The following is a 13,971-nucleotide window of genomic DNA, read 5'->3' as shown; positions in this document are numbered from 1 at the left end:
GCCCGGTTGTTGCGATATGGATACGCGACAACACAACTCGGATGCTTTACTGCGTCCAGTCCTGGGCGTTGACGTAGCCTGACGTCCTGGCTCCCGGTCTGACAGGGGACATTTCGGGGGTCGAGGCCAGTGCGCCCGGGTGCCAGACGACGTTGCCGTTTCGCACCCGAGGGCGTGTGCCATGAAGATTTCGCGTGCCATTGCTGTGGCATTGCTCGCCGCCGGCTCAGTCCTGGCCGTCCCCGCCGCCGCGGAGCCTCCGCCCGCCCCGCCGCCCGGGGGATTGCTGCCCGCGCTGCAACAACTCATCGATCAGGTGATCCCGCCGCCGCCGATCGCGCCGCTGCCCGAGCCGATTTCGCCTACGCACGAGGCGACTACGCTGTCGCCGTCGCTGGCGGCGCTGCGCTCGGCCGCGATGCCATCGGCCGTCGGCGATCCGATGTTCGACCTACGCCCCGAGAATCTCGGCGAATGGGCCGAGGGGCAGGTCATCGAGGTCCGCGACGTGCGCGCCACGGCGGCGCCGTTGCTGCTGTTGCCGATCCAGCGTGCGCTGCTGGTGAAGTACCGCACGACCGACGCGCACGGCGCGCCGTCGTACGCCACGGCGACGCTGATCGTGCCCGCCGCACCGTGGCCGGGGCCGGGTCAGCGGCCGGTGGTGGTGAACAACCTGCCCATCGACGCCCTCGGCCGCGGCTGCACGCCGGGATACACCCTCGCGCACGGGCTCAACCCCGACACCAGCAGCACCGACTTCCTGCCGCCCACGACGCATCTGGCGGCGCTGCGCGGCTACGCCGTGCTGATCCCGGACCACGAGGGCCCGTCGATGGCCTACGCCGAACCCATCGTGGCCGGGCACGCCGTGCTCGACTCGATCAGGGCGGTGCGCGGACTGTTCCCGGACGAGTTCGGCGCCGCGAAGTTCGCTCTGGCGGGGTACTCCGGCGGTGCGATCGCGACCCACGGCGCGGTGAAGCTGATCGACGGCTACGCACCGGAATTGGCCGGTGTGATCGTCGGCGCCGCGCTGGGCGGCGTACCGGCCGACTTCGAGATCCTGGCCCGCAGCATGAACGGCAACCTCGCCTCGGCGATATTCATGGGCGCGGTGTTCGGCATCGGGCGCGAGCGGCCGGAGATCCTGGCCCGGATGAACAACCTCGCCCAGTGGGTGGCCACCTCGCCGGTGAAGAACATGTGCGGCAGCAGCTATGGAGCGATCGGTGTGCTGATGCTGCCCATCGACATCGCCGCGAACTTCCCCGATCCTCTCCACTCGGCGCTGGCCACGGACATCTATCGGGTGACCAAGATGGCCGGCATGCGGTCGGCGACTCCGCTCTACGTCTACAACGGCGAGCAGGAGTTCTGGATCCCCGCCGAGGGCGCGCGCAATCTCTATTCGGAGCAGTGCCGCCTCGGCGTGCCCGCGGTCTACCGCAGTGTGCTCGGTGAGCACATCATCGCGGGTGCGCTCGGTTATCCGGAGGCCATGATGTGGCTGGACGACAGGCTGCGGGGGGTGCCTGCGCCGGACGAGTGCTGACCGTCGCACGGCACCAGGTGGTGCGGTAACGCGGAGTGCCCGCTTTCGCGATCAAACCGTGTCCCCTTCGGTCCGTATGCCCAGAGCTGGCGAGTGCGCGCCGCGGCATCGTCGCGGTCTTCGGTACGGTGGGCCGGGCCGTGCGGGGGTGACGGCGCATTCCCGAGAGAGGCACATGAACGACATCACGACCACCGCGTCCGAACAAGCCAAGGCACTGGTGGGGCGCCACTACCGCCTGACCGACCCGTACGAGGTGGGCCGCGAGAAGATCCGGGAGTTCGCGCGAGCGTTGCGGGACGGCCACCCCGCCCATCGGCACGAAGACGCCGCGGCGGAGCTCGGCTTCGACGGGCTCGTCGCGCCGCTGACGTTCTCCTCGATCGTCCTCATGCTGATGCAGCGCAAGATGTTCGAGTCCGTGCTCAGCGGCTACGACCTCGGCCAGGTGCTGCAGACGGAGCAGTCGATCCGGGTGCACCGCCCGATCGTCGCGGGCGACGAGGTGCGGTGCGATTCCTACATCGAGTCGTTCCGGCAGTTCGGTGACAAGGATTTCATGGTCACCAGGAACGTGCTGAGCAACCAGCACAAGGAAGTGTTGCAGACCGCGCACACCACCGCGGTGGCGCAGACCGGGGTCGAGCTGGCCGCCGATCTGCGCGCCGCGGTCGACGGCGTGATCATGACCGGGCAGTCGGCCACCGACCGCGCGGACGCGGCGGCCGGGCGCGAGGCCGGTGACGACGGCGGACTGGTCGAGGTCTTCGACGAGGTGGTGGCAGCGGATTCGGCCGACGAGCCGCGCACGCCGCGAACCGTCCCCGCGTTCGAGGACCTGTCCGTCGGCATGGAACTCGCCGCGCGCACGGTGCCGCTGTCGCGGGGGGACCTGGTGAATTACGCCGGTGTGTCCGGCGATTCGAATCCGATCCACTTCAGCGACGTGGTCGCGCGCAGCGCCGGGCTGCCCGACGTGGTCTCGCACGGACTGCTGACCATGGGTCTCGGCGCCGGGTATCTCACTTCGTGGCTCGGTGATCCGGCCGCCGTCACCCGGTACGGCGTGCGGTTCGCCGGGTTCGCCCCGGTAGCGGCGACCAAAGCGAGCGCGATCGAATTCCGCGGTCGGGTCAAGGAATTGGATCCGCGGCGCCGTGCCGCCACCATCGCGTTGACCGCGACCTGCGGGGACCGCAAGCTCTTCGGTCGCGCGACGGCGGACGTCGTGCTGCGCTGAACCGAGCATCCGGTCCGCCGCCACCGGCGGGCCGGAACCACGGGCATCGCGTCGGTGCACGGGCACGCGGCAGGATGCTTCGGACGCAACGTATTTCGTTCCCGCGCCTTTTTCCCGCCACGCGGGCTGCCCGGCGGGTGGCCCTTCGGTGGCTCGTAGGAACCGATGGTCGGGCACGCGAACAGACGCGGGACCACCGCGGCTCGTGACCGTCCAGCGGATCCGCGGGAACGAGCGCCCACCGAGTCTGGATGACCTTGCGAATGTGCTTACACCTGCGCATACGCCTCGGTGCGCCCGGTTCGGTGCTGGAGTGCGGGCACCGAGCATGGGAGACTCTGTGCATGCGTGCTTCGGTAGTGCGGCCTCAGAACGAATCCATCGGGCGTGGAACAACTCCCGCCGTCGAGGGCGGTCCGACCGCCTTACGGATGATCCTCGGCGCGCGGATGCGGCGGCTGCGGGAGGCGTGCGGCATCTCGCTCGAGGAAGCGGGCGAGGCGATCCGCGGCTCGCATTCGAAGATCAGTCGCTTGGAATTGGGACGGACCGGTTTCCGGGAGCGCGACCTGGTGGACCTGCTCGCGCTGTACGGCGTCACCGACGAGCGCGAGTGCGCGGAGTTCAAGCGGCTGGCCGAGCAGGCGAACACCTCGGGCTGGTGGCAGAGCGACACCGACTGGCTGCCGAAGTGGTTCGACACCTATCTCGGGCTCGAGCACGCCGCCCAGCTGATCCGCTGCTACGAGCCGAGGGTCGTCCCGGAGCTGCTGCAGACCCCCGAGTACGCCCGCGCGCTGTTCGTGCTCGCGCATCCGCACGAGGACGAGGAGGCGATCGAACGGCGGGTGGCCCTGCGTATGCGCCGTCAGGAGATCCTGACCAGGCCGGACCCGCCCCAGATGTGGCTGATCGTCGAGGAGGCGGCGCTGCGGCGCAGGATCGGCGGATCGCAGGTGTGGCTGGCCCAGCTCGATCACCTGCTGCGGGTCGCGGACGCGCCGAACATCACCGTGCAGGTGCTCGCCGATCACGTGGGCGGTCCCGCGGTGTCCGACGGCGCGTTCACCATGCTGCGCTTCGCCGAGTCCGATCTGCCGGACATCGTGTACCTCCAGCAGCTCACCGGCGCGCTGTACCTGGACAAGGACGCCGATCTCGCGGCCTACCGCGCGGTGGCGAACCTGCTGTCGGTGCATGCCGCGCCCCCCGAGTACACCCGCGATCTCATCGCGGCCTTGCGCGAGCGGGAGCCGCAGATCGTCGAGCTGCCGTCGGGTTCCGCCTGATCGGCTGGACCCGGCGGCCGATCCGTGCGCCTGCGGATGCGCGGCGCTACAGGGACTTTCGGCCGTAGATAACGCCAGGGTCACCATGGCAGACTCGGGGCATGCGTCCTTCGAACGTACGACAGGCGGCCGATGCGGCGGGGCTCGGCGCCCAGCCGGTGTCCGGAGGCGGGCCAACGGTCCTGCGGATGGTCCTCGGCGGACGGCTGCGTCGCCTGCGCGAGGCCAAGAACATCACCCGCGAGGCGGCGGGTGAGGCCATTCGCGGGTCGCATTCGAAGATCAGCCGGCTGGAGCTCGGGCGCACCGGCTGCCGGGAACGCGATCTGGTCGACCTGCTCGACCTCTACGAGGTGACCGACCCGGCGGAACGGGATCGGTACCTGGAACTGGCCAGGCAGGCCAACGCGTCGGGCTGGTGGGCGCGGGACAACGACTGGCTGCCGAAGTGGTTCGACACCTATCTGGGGTTGGAACAGGCGGCACGCCTGATCCGCTGCTATGAACCCAGGGCGGTCCCCGAACTGCTGCAGACCCCGGAGTACGCCCGCGCGCTGCTGACGCTGTCGCATCCGGGCGAGCCGCAGGACGCGATCGAACGCCGGGTCGCGCTGCGCATGCGCAGGCAGGAGATCCTCGCCGGTGCGCACCCGCCGCAGGTGTGGATGCTCATCGAGGAGGCCGCGCTGCGCCGCAGGATCGGCGGCTCGACCGTCTGGCGCGCCCAACTCGACCGCCTGCTGCACGCGGCGGCACAGCCGAACATCACCATCCAGATCCTGGCCGATCATGTCGGCGGCCCGGCGCTCACCGACGGCGCGTTCACCGTCCTGCGCTTCGCCGAGTCCGATCTGCCGGACATCGTGTACCTCCAGCAGCTGACCAGCGCGCTGTATCTGGACAAGATCGCCGACCTGGACGTGTACTACGCGGTGCTGAACCAGCTTTCGCTGCTGGCCCCGTCACCGGAGCACTCCCGTCGGATGCTCGAGATCTTGCGCGACGGCGTTGCGCCGACGGTCGACGAACCCGTGGACAAACGGAGAAACTGACCGGCCGCAGGCCGCACCCCGCCGCCCGCTCCGGCCCGGCATCCCAGGCGATTCAGCGCGCCCGAATGGGGCATTTTCTCCTGCGAGGTGATGCGCATGCAGGGGAAGAGCAAAGTATTGTCCCATTGGGACAATAGGGGTATGCTCGAGTGCATGAGCGACGACGGTGTCGGTCTGGACGGCCGTCGGCTGCGCACTCGGCGCAGCCGCGAGGCGCTGTCGCGCGCGGCGTTCGACCTGCTCACCGAGCGGGGCCTCGACGCGGTGGCCGTCGAGGACATCGCGCTGCGGGCCGGGGTCACCCGGCGCACGTTCAGCAGGCACTTCGCCTCCATCGAAGAGGCGATCCTCGGTGATGTCGACCAAGACGTGCATCTGTTCAACGAAGCCCTGTGCCGTCGTCCCCTTGCCGAGCCGCCCCTGGTCGCCTATCGCGGCGCCGTCCACGACTGGCTCGCCACCGAGTACGGCGGAGCCCGCGCGTCGCTGCTCGCCCGCCGCTGGGCGCTGTTCCAGCGCTTCGAGGACGAACCCGAACTGTTCGCCGGCTACCAGCGCATCCGCATCGAAGGGCAACGCGAATCGGTCCGCATCATCGCCGCGCGGCTGGGGGTGGATCCGCAGACCGATCCGCGTCCGGCCGTCGCGGTCGGCGCCGGTGCGGGCATGCTGCTCGCGGCGCTGCAGAGCTGGGCGGCAGGCCCGGATCCGATGGGACTGCCCGGCCTCGTCGAGGAGTTCTTCGACACCCTCGTCACCCTCACCGCCGAAATCCGCAACGAGGAGTCACCGTCATGTCTACCGGGTCGGTGAACATGTACCGCCGCACGTGCCGACGCGTCGGCTTGGATCGCAACCCCCTGCGTCGCGGCGAAGACCGTGTGCAGACGGGGGTGGCGGTGCTGCTGGCCCTGGTGTTCCTGATCGTCGTGCCCATACTGGCGGTGACGGTCGGCGGCCGGGTGTACCGCGTCGAGACCGCAGCGGTGCAAGCCGAGACGGCACGGCTGCACCGCGTCGACGCCACCGTGATCGAAACGGGGAAGGCGCCGCTGTACGCGCCGGTAGTGCCCGCGCGCGTGTCCTGGAAGGACGCCGACGGCGTGGACCACACGGGCGACTACCAGTCGACCACGGTGGTCGAGCCGGGTTCCACCGTGCCGATCTGGCTGAACGAACGCGGCGCGATCGTCGAGCCGCCGTCGTCGACCCAGCCCGCCAGCAAGGCGGTGATGCTGACCGCCGGTGCGGTGCTCGGCGTTTCGATCCTGCTCGTGGGCTGCTACCTGCTGCTGCGCCGCGGACTCGATCGGCGGCGGCTGCGCCGCTGGGAGACCGAGTGGATGACGGCCGATCTCACCTGGGGGCACGGCTGAGCCGTGGTGCGGCGTGCCCGCCGGGCGAGGGTAGGGAACAGGCGCAGCGGGCACGTCGCGTGCCGGACCGCGACGCGGCGAACGACGCTGGTCCGGCACTGTCCTGAGATTAAGGCATCGGCGCACCGGACGGCCCGATTCGCCGCGGATCGCCGGAGATCCCACCACATGGATCCGGTTACGTTGTGACACAACATAACCGGATCCATGTGCCGCCTAGACCGGGAAGAGGCTGTGCTTGCGCGGGTTGGGCTCGGCGCTCGCCTCTTTGTCCCGCAGCAGGCGCAACGCGCGGCGGATCTCGAGCCTGGTGCGCGATGGTTCGATCACCGCGTCGATGTAACCGCGCTCGGCGGCGATCCACGGGGTGGCCACCGTGGTGTTGTACTGCTCGATCATGGCGTCGCGCACCGCGGCACGGTGCTGCGGGTCCACCTGCGCGAGCTGCCGCTTGCCGACGATGCTCACCGCGCTCTCCGCGCCCATGACGGCGATACGCGCGGTGGGCCAGGCCAAGCTGACGTCGGCGCCGAGTTGCTTGCAGCCCATCACGGCGTAGCCGCCGCCGTAGGCCTTGCGGACCACGACGGTCACGATCGGCACGGTCGCCTCGATCACCGCGCGGAAGAACCGCCCGCCGCGCTTGATCACCCCGCTGCGCTCCTCCTCCACACCGGGCAGCACGCCGGGAGTGTCCACGACGAAGATCAGCGGCAACCCGAACACGTTGCACAGTCGGATGAAATGCGTCGCCTTGTCCGAGCATTTGGCGTCGATCGCGCCGCCGAGCACCAGCGGCTGGTTCGCGATCACCCCGACGCTGCGTCCGTCCACCCTGGCGAAGCCGGTGATCAGGTTCTGCGCCGTGGCCGCGCTGATCTCGTGGAAGTCGCCGTCGTCGAACAGGCGCAGCAAGATCTCGTGCATGTCGTAGCCCTGCCGGTCGGCATCGGGAACGATCGAGTCCAGCTCCAGATCGTGCGGCGTGACCTGCGGCTCCAGCCCGGGATTGACGACAGGGCCCGGCTCCAGGCAACTCGTCGGCAGATAGCTCAGATACTTCCTCGCCCAGTCGAAGGCGTCACGCTCGGTGGCGGCGACGTGGTGGACGGTGCCGGTGGCGGCCTGCGCCTGCGCGCCGCCGAGTTCCTCCATGCTCACCTCCTCGCCGGTGACCTCCTTGATCACCTCGGGGCCGGTGACGAACATGTACGACGTCTCGGTCGCGATCAGGATGTCGGTGTTCACCGGTGCGTAGACCGACCCGGCCGCGCATTTGCCCAGCATGATCGACACTTGCGGCACGAAGCCCGACAGCCGTTCCTGGCGGCGGCTCATCAGCGCGTACCAGGCCAGCGAGGTGACCGCGTCCTGGATACGGGCGCCGCCGGAGTCGTTGATCGCGACGACCGGGCAGGCGTTGCGGGTGGCGAAATCCAGTGCCGCGGCGACTTTGCGCCCGAACATCTCGCCGACCGAGCCGCCGAAGACGGTCTGATCGTGCGCGATCACCACGACCGGCCTGCCGTCGATCCGGCCGCGACCGGTGACCACGCCGTCGCCGTACATGGCCCCCGGTGTGCCCGGCTGGCGCACCAGCGCCCCGATCTCCACGAAGCTCCCCGGGTCGAGCAGCGCGCGCACCCGCTCGCGCGCGCTGGGAATGCCCTTGGCCTTGCGCTTGGCGATGCCGTTCTCGCCCGCGGGTTCCTCGGCCAGCTCCAGGATCCCCCGCAGCTCGTCCAGCTTTTCGCGCGTACCGCTCATATGTCTTGTCGCCCTTCGAAACTCGTCGCGACGCCGTACGGCAGCGCGGCGCTCGATGCTATCGGCGGCGCGTGCTGCTGCACAGCGATTCGGGAGAACTCTCGGAACAGCTCACAGGTTTGCCTCTCGATCCAACGGTTCATAGCACGCGAGGACGCGGGCCGGTGCGACGACACGGACTGTGCGACGTCCCAATCGTGGCCGTGAGTGTCGATGAACCGTCCTCAGAGCGCGGGCGGGGACTACTCACGGCGGCGCCCCCGGATCTAGGGTGATCTCGACGCAGCGCCGGAAATGCGCGGACGGCGCTGCGTCACATCCTCCGGAATGCGGTGGGTCCGCGGCGGCGCGTGCCGGGACCCGAAAAGCGCGGTGCCGCAGCGGTTCCGTTCGTGCCCGACGAGGCCCCGCGAATTACCATCGAAAAACTTGTGATTGCGCCCAACGGGTCGGGCGGCCGCTGATGACTTACCCGATTCGGCGGCACATATCTCGATTCCATCACGATCCGACGCTAACCTTCGGGAGGCATGATGGGCAGGCAGCCGAGAACGAGTACCGAGACGTTGACATCGAAACTCGTCGCACACCTGGCCGGGCGTTCCGGCCGCGACGCGTCCGGCGACGTCGCGACGACCGCGCGGAATTGTCTCGCGGCCGCCGTCGAACTGATGGCTCCCCGTCCGGCGCCCGCCACCGCCCGGCCGCCGGAGATCGCGGGTTTCGCCTCGCGCTGGGCGCGGGAGGGCATCGCACTGGAAACGGTGCTGGCCGCGTATCACGACGAAATTCGCAGCGGATTGGAATTCCTCGCCGACGAGGCCGCCGACGAGCACAGCGATCATTTCCTCGCGGGTGCGCGACTGGCGGTCCACGTGCTGGAGATGGTGACCGTGGCGGCGTCCACCGCCTATGTCGACGAGCACCGGGCGGTCGCGCGAGAACATCAGACCGCGGCTCAGACGCTGGTCTCCGCGCTGCTCGGCGGGCACGCGGTGGGCGAACTCGCCAGGGCGACCGGCATTCCGATCGCGCGGTCGTATCAGGTCGTCGCGCTCGGCATTCCGGCGCACCCGGACGAGCGAAGACCCGTCACGGGCACGGACGCGGCCCGGCGCAAGCTGCGCCGGGTGCAGGCCGCACTGGCCGATCCGCTCGGCTCACGGGCGCTTTCGGTGCTGTCCGCCGCGGGCGGCACGGTGCTGGTTCCGCTCGACGACGTGCCCGCCCGTACCGGAACCTTCGCCATGACCGACGACGTGCTCGCCATCGTCGGCGAGGCCGCCGAGGTCCCGCTGACCGCGGCGGTGGCCACCGGCCGCACCGCGCGCATCCCGGAACTGGCCGGCCGCGCACACGATCTGCTGGACCGGCTGCGGGCCGCGGGCAGGCCGCCGGGACTGTATCGGGTGGCCGACGCCGGCGAAACCCCTGGTTGTGAACTGCCCCAGCCCGGCCATATGGCCATCGTCACCGCGCCCAACGATCGCGTGATCGGTCGTTCCGCCTGATATTTCGCCGGTATCGTCGACTGTGCCCTGATCTCTGGGGTGAGCAAAGGAGTTCGAGTGACCACCGCGTTGTCCGATCGCGATATTCTGCGCGAGCTGGAACCCACCGCAGAACGCCTGCTCAATGATCATCTGCGCAAGGCGAAGTCCTGGAATCCGCACGATTACGTACCGTGGGACGACGGGCGCAATTTCGCCGCTCTCGGTGGAATTGATTGGGAGCCGGGCCAGTCCACGCTTTCCGAGGTCGCGCAGACCGCGATGATCACGAATCTGCTCACCGAGGACAATCTGCCGTCGTATCACCGGGAGATCTCGGACTCGTTCTCACTGGACGGCGTATGGGGTACCTGGGTGGGCCGGTGGACCGCGGAGGAGAACCGCCACGCCATCGTGATGCGCGACTATCTGGTGGTGACCCGCGCGGTCGATCCGGTGCTGCTGGAGCAGGCCCGGATGGCGCACATGACCACCGGCTTCGCCACACCCCACACAGAGCAGCAATTCCTCCACTCGGTGGCGTACGTCACACTGCAGGAGCTGGCGACCAGGATCAGCCACCGCAACACCGGAACGGCCTGCGAAGAACCGATCGCCGAGCGTATGCTGCAGCGTGTTGCCGCCGACGAGAACCTGCACATGATCTTCTACCGGAACATCAGCGCCGCGGCCATCGACCTGGTGCCGAACGAAGCGCTGCGCGCCATCACCACCGTGGTCACCCGCTTCCAGATGCCGGGGCTGGGCCAGCCGAACTTCCGGCGCAACGCGGTGCTGCTGGCCAAGCACGGCATCTACGACCTGCCCCAGCATCTCGACGTGGTTTTGCGTCCGGTGCTGCGCGCGTGGCGCGTGTTCGAACGCGACGATCTGACCGGCGACGGCGAACGCGCCCGCGAGGAGCTGCACGCCTACCTCGAAGACCTGGAGATGCGGGCGCGGCGGTTCGAGGAGCAGCGCGAACGCGCCGCGGTCAGACAAGCGGAACGGGCCGCCGCGGCCGGATGAGTCCCCGTGTGCCGATCACCGCGGTGGCGATGGCCCTCATCGCCACCGTCGCCGCTGCGCCCGTGCTCGCCGATCCGGCGCCGCGGACCCCGCCGCCCGCCGTCGACCCGGCCATGACCCGCACCGGGCTGCTGTCGATCGAGGACATGGGCGGGGGACACGAACGGCTGTCGATCGCCTCTGCGGCGATGCGCCGCGTCATCACCGTCGACATCCTGCGCGGCGGCGGCGAGGCGCCGCGCCCGGTGCTGTACCTGCTCGACGGTGTCGACGGCGATCCGACGTCGGCCTGGCTGACCAAGGGCGGAGCCGCCGAGTTCTTCGCAGGCAAACCGGTGGACGTCGTGCTTCCCGGCGGCGGCACCGGCAGCATGTACAGCGACTGGGTCCGGCAGGACGCCGCGCTGGGACTCAACCGCTGGGAGACCTTCCTCACCACCGAGCTGCCGCCCATCGTCGAGTCGCTGCTGCGCACCGACGGGCGCCGCGCCATCGCGGGGGTGTCGATGGGCGCGCAGGCGGCGATGATGCTCGCCCAGCGTCATCCGGGCTGGTACCGGGCCGTCGCCGGGATGAGCGGGTGCTACTCGACCGCCGATCCGCTCGGTCACGCGGTGACCACCATCACGGTCGCCTCGCGCGGCGGCAACGTGAACAATCTCTGGGGGCCGCCCAGCTCACCGGAATGGGCCGCGCACGACAGCCTGCTGCACGCGGAGAATCTGCGCGGCACCGCCATCTACCTCTCGGCGGCCACCGGGCTGCCGACCGGAGCCGATCTGGTGTCGGTGGCGAACTCCCCCTCGGTCGCCGACGCTCTGCAAACCGCGGGCGGCGGTGCGGCGTTGGAGGCGGGCGCGCGGGCCTGCACCGAGCGGTTCGCCGGCCGGCTGTCCGAGCTCGGCATCCCCGCCACCCTGGAATACACCGCGCAGGGCATGCACACCTGGCCGGACTTCCAGGCGCAGCTGCCGAAGGCGTGGCGGGTGCTGGCGCAGGCGCTGGGGCTGCCGACGCCGTCGTGAACCGGCGGAATCAGCGCGGCGCGGTCGCGTTGACATCGGTATGACCTCGGCGCTGTCTTCTGTCCGGTTCTCCGTCCTCGATCGCTCGCGCGTCCGCCGCGGTCAGAGCCATCCGGCCGCGTTGCGGGAGACCGTCGAGTTCGCCCGGCTCGCCGAGCAGTGGGGATATCACCGCTTCTGGGTGTCCGAGCACCACAGTGTGCCCGGCGTGGCCGGCTCCGCGCCGACCGTGCTCGCGGCCGCCGCCGCGGCGGCGACCTCCCGGATCCGGATCGGTACCGGCGGTGTGATGCTGCCCAACCACCAGCCGCTGGTGGTCGCCGAGCAGTTCGGGGTGCTGGAATCGCTCTACCCGGGGCGCATCGACATGGGTGTGGGCCGCTCGGTCGGCTTCACCGACGGCGTGCGGCGGGCGCTCGGGCACGACAAACGCGACGCGGAGGATTTCGACGCCCAGCTCGCCGAACTGCTGGCGTACTTCACCGAGGGCAGGCACGGCGTGCACGCGTGGCCCGCGGAGGGACTGCGCGTCCCGGCTTTCCTGCTGGCGACCGGGTCCGGCGCCGAGCGCGCCGCCCGCTTCGGACTGCCGCTGGTCATCGCCGCGGTCGGCGGCGAGGATCGCATGGCGGAGGCCATCGAGCGCTATCGCGCCCAGTTCCGTCCCGGTGCGGTGGCCGCGGCTGCCTACGTGGTGGTGTCCGCGTCGATCGTCGTCGCCGACACCACCGCCGAGGCGCACCGGCTGCTGTTGCCGGAAGCGTGGTCGGCCGTGTACGCACGCACCCGGGGCGAGTTCCCGCCGCTGCTGCCGCCGGCGGACATCGAGGCGCGCACCATGACCGACCGGGAGCGCCGGATCTTCGACGAGGGTTTGCGCGGCCATCTGTACGGCACCGAGGACGAGGTCGCCGACCGACTGGAGCGGCTGGTGCGCCGGACGGGCGCCGACGAGGTCCTCGTGCACACCAGCACGTACGACCGCGCCGCCCGGTTGGAATCGCACCGCAGGCTGGCGCTGCTCACCGGCTTGCCGCAGGCGGGTGCCCGCGGTCGGGCCGATACGGCGGCCTGATCGGGCCCACGCGTCACCGCCTTACGGGAAGCGCACCTCGGCGGCGGCATAGCCGAACAGTCTGCGTCCTTCGGCGCGCGCGTCGACCGCGACGGTCGCCCGCCGCTTGCGCGGGTCGAGCGAGGTGACCCGGCCGCGGAAGTGGATCACGCCTGTGCCCAAGGGAGGTATGCGCAGGTAGTGCGTGTTGTGCGCGAACTGCGCCCGGAAACGGGTGAGCGCCGCGGGGTCGCCGAGCCAGGAACTCAGGAACGAGGTCGCCAGACCCAGCTTGAGCATGCCGGGGGCGACCACGGTCGGCAGGCCGCTGGCGACCGCGACCCGCTCGTCGAACAGCACCGGATTGGCTTCGCCGGTCACCCCGGCGTAGTTGACCAGGTCGCCCCGCGACAGGCGCATGGTGCGCACGGGCAGTTCGTCGCCGATCGACAGGTCGGCGAAATCGTTACGCGGACGCGGGATCCGGCGCAGGGGCGTCGGCGCGAGGTGATCGGCCGCGGCCGGGACGACGGCGCTGCCCCGGGCCGGTGCGTCCGGGCGCTGATGGCGCATGGCTACTCTGCGCACGGCGTCGGCCAACCCCGGATCGCGCCCGCCGACCCGGGCGAGCAAGGCGCTGGAGCCGGTCTGCACCACGATGCCGTGCTGGTCGATCAGCACGCTCTTGATCGCGAGAACGTCGTAGTCGCCGAAGTGGCGGAAGGATTCGAAATAGATGTCGCAGGTCAGCCGGTCGCCCGCGACCAGCGGCCTGCCGAAGTCGAAAACCTGGTCGGCGTGCAATATCCGGGTCGGGTCGTAACCGGTGATCAGCGTGTCCAGGATTTCGCGGTGCACTCTGGTGAGGATTATCGAGCTGAATGTGGCGGGCGCGATGAGTCCGGGGAAGCCGAGTTCGGCCGCGGCGTCCTCGCTGCGATGCGCGGGATGGGAATCTTGGACCGCGCGAGCGAATTCCCGGATCTTCTCCCGTTCCACCTCGTAGCGGAGAGTGGAACGATAACGATGGTCGACGAGTGACCTGGCCTGCTCGGCCGGATTCGCCGCGGTGTCGTTCATGGTTGCTCCTGTAT

Annotated in this window: 12 protein-coding genes; 10 read left to right on the top strand and 2 right to left on the bottom strand. The window is 69.8% G+C overall.

Annotated elements, in window-relative coordinates:
• The first annotated feature begins 181 nt into the window (after nt 1-181).
• The 6 genes from ACWDMM_RS06005 (at nt 182) to ACWDMM_RS05980 (ending at nt 6,512) form a co-directional block, all read left to right on the top strand.
• A complete protein-coding gene (locus ACWDMM_RS06005) occupies nt 182-1,555 on the top strand; it encodes a lipase family protein (RefSeq protein ID WP_195079071.1) in 1,374 nt (457 codons plus the stop codon).
• 175 nt (nt 1,556-1,730) lie between these two features.
• Complete coding sequence (locus ACWDMM_RS06000) at nt 1,731-2,795, top strand: fused (3R)-hydroxyacyl-ACP dehydratase subunits HadA/HadB (protein WP_195079072.1); 1,065 nt, start codon at nt 1,731-1,733, stop codon at nt 2,793-2,795.
• Nucleotides 2,796-3,139: 344 nt separating this feature from the next.
• Nucleotides 3,140-4,084 (top strand): helix-turn-helix domain-containing protein, encoded by a 945-nt coding sequence (locus ACWDMM_RS05995; RefSeq protein WP_323124091.1) that lies wholly within the window; start codon nt 3,140-3,142, stop codon nt 4,082-4,084.
• 101 nt (nt 4,085-4,185) lie between these two features.
• Nucleotides 4,186-5,136, top strand: coding sequence for a helix-turn-helix domain-containing protein (locus tag ACWDMM_RS05990; protein ID WP_195079073.1), 951 nt, complete (start codon nt 4,186-4,188; stop codon nt 5,134-5,136).
• A gap of 153 nt (nt 5,137-5,289) precedes the next feature.
• Entirely contained in the window at nt 5,290-5,949 is a 660-nt protein-coding gene (locus ACWDMM_RS05985) for a TetR/AcrR family transcriptional regulator (RefSeq protein WP_195079074.1), read from the top strand.
• The gene (locus tag ACWDMM_RS05980) at nt 5,931-6,512 is read left to right on the top strand and encodes an Rv1733c family protein (protein ID WP_195079075.1); all 582 of its coding nucleotides are present in this window, start codon (nt 5,931-5,933) and stop codon (nt 6,510-6,512) included. Before ACWDMM_RS05985 ends, ACWDMM_RS05980 begins: the two co-directional genes overlap by 19 nt.
• 216 nt (nt 6,513-6,728) lie before the next feature.
• Here the strand turns inward: ACWDMM_RS05980 and ACWDMM_RS05975 are convergent, their stop codons facing one another.
• The gene (locus ACWDMM_RS05975) at nt 6,729-8,279 is read right to left on the bottom strand and encodes an acyl-CoA carboxylase subunit beta (protein WP_195079076.1); all 1,551 of its coding nucleotides are present in this window, start codon (nt 8,277-8,279) and stop codon (nt 6,729-6,731) included.
• A gap of 566 nt (nt 8,280-8,845) precedes the next feature.
• Between ACWDMM_RS05975 and ACWDMM_RS05970 the strand changes: the two genes are divergently transcribed.
• The 4 genes from ACWDMM_RS05970 to ACWDMM_RS05955 are packed head-to-tail and all read left to right on the top strand — an operon-like array spanning nt 8,846 to nt 12,898.
• On the top strand, nt 8,846-9,790 hold the full coding sequence (locus ACWDMM_RS05970; protein WP_323124090.1) for a transcriptional regulator: 945 nt from the start codon (nt 8,846-8,848) through the stop codon (nt 9,788-9,790).
• A 57-nt stretch (nt 9,791-9,847) separates the two neighbouring features.
• The gene (locus ACWDMM_RS05965) at nt 9,848-10,798 is read left to right on the top strand and encodes an acyl-ACP desaturase (protein ID WP_449936231.1); all 951 of its coding nucleotides are present in this window, start codon (nt 9,848-9,850) and stop codon (nt 10,796-10,798) included.
• An 8-nt stretch (nt 10,799-10,806) separates the two neighbouring features.
• Nucleotides 10,807-11,823, top strand: coding sequence for an alpha/beta hydrolase (locus ACWDMM_RS05960; RefSeq protein WP_449936229.1), 1,017 nt, complete (start codon nt 10,807-10,809; stop codon nt 11,821-11,823).
• A 40-nt stretch (nt 11,824-11,863) separates the two neighbouring features.
• Nucleotides 11,864-12,898, top strand: a complete 1,035-nt coding sequence (locus ACWDMM_RS05955; protein ID WP_449936227.1) for an LLM class flavin-dependent oxidoreductase — start codon at nt 11,864-11,866, stop codon at nt 12,896-12,898.
• Between the two features lie 21 nt (nt 12,899-12,919).
• Here ACWDMM_RS05955 and ACWDMM_RS05950 read toward each other — a convergent pair whose 3' ends face one another.
• Entirely contained in the window at nt 12,920-13,957 is a 1,038-nt protein-coding gene (locus tag ACWDMM_RS05950; protein ID WP_449936224.1) for a fused (3R)-hydroxyacyl-ACP dehydratase subunits HadA/HadB, read from the bottom strand.
• Between the last annotated feature and the right edge of the window lie 14 nt (nt 13,958-13,971).

Source organism: Nocardia sp. NPDC003726, from assembly GCF_053586955.1.
The sequence above is the reverse complement of the archived record's forward strand: the minus strand, read 5'-3'. Positions and strand labels throughout refer to the sequence as shown.

Excerpts from the sequence above, each read along its gene's own strand:
- ACWDMM_RS06005 (WP_195079071.1), top strand. The coding sequence starts at position 182 with ATGAAGATTTCGCGTGCCATTGCTGTGGCATTGCTCGCCGCCGGCTCA.
- ACWDMM_RS06000 (WP_195079072.1), top strand. The coding sequence starts at position 1,731 with ATGAACGACATCACGACCACCGCGTCCGAACAAGCCAAGGCACTGGTG.
- ACWDMM_RS05995 (WP_323124091.1), top strand. The coding sequence starts at position 3,140 with ATGCGTGCTTCGGTAGTGCGGCCTCAGAACGAATCCATCGGGCGTGGA.
- ACWDMM_RS05990 (WP_195079073.1), top strand. The coding sequence starts at position 4,186 with ATGCGTCCTTCGAACGTACGACAGGCGGCCGATGCGGCGGGGCTCGGC.
- ACWDMM_RS05985 (WP_195079074.1), top strand. The coding sequence starts at position 5,290 with ATGAGCGACGACGGTGTCGGTCTGGACGGCCGTCGGCTGCGCACTCGG.
- ACWDMM_RS05980 (WP_195079075.1), top strand. The coding sequence starts at position 5,931 with ATGTCTACCGGGTCGGTGAACATGTACCGCCGCACGTGCCGACGCGTC.
- ACWDMM_RS05975 (WP_195079076.1), bottom strand. The coding sequence starts at position 8,279 with ATGAGCGGTACGCGCGAAAAGCTGGACGAGCTGCGGGGGATCCTGGAG.
- ACWDMM_RS05955 (WP_449936227.1), top strand. The coding sequence starts at position 11,864 with ATGACCTCGGCGCTGTCTTCTGTCCGGTTCTCCGTCCTCGATCGCTCG.
- ACWDMM_RS05950 (WP_449936224.1), bottom strand. The coding sequence starts at position 13,957 with ATGAACGACACCGCGGCGAATCCGGCCGAGCAGGCCAGGTCACTCGTC.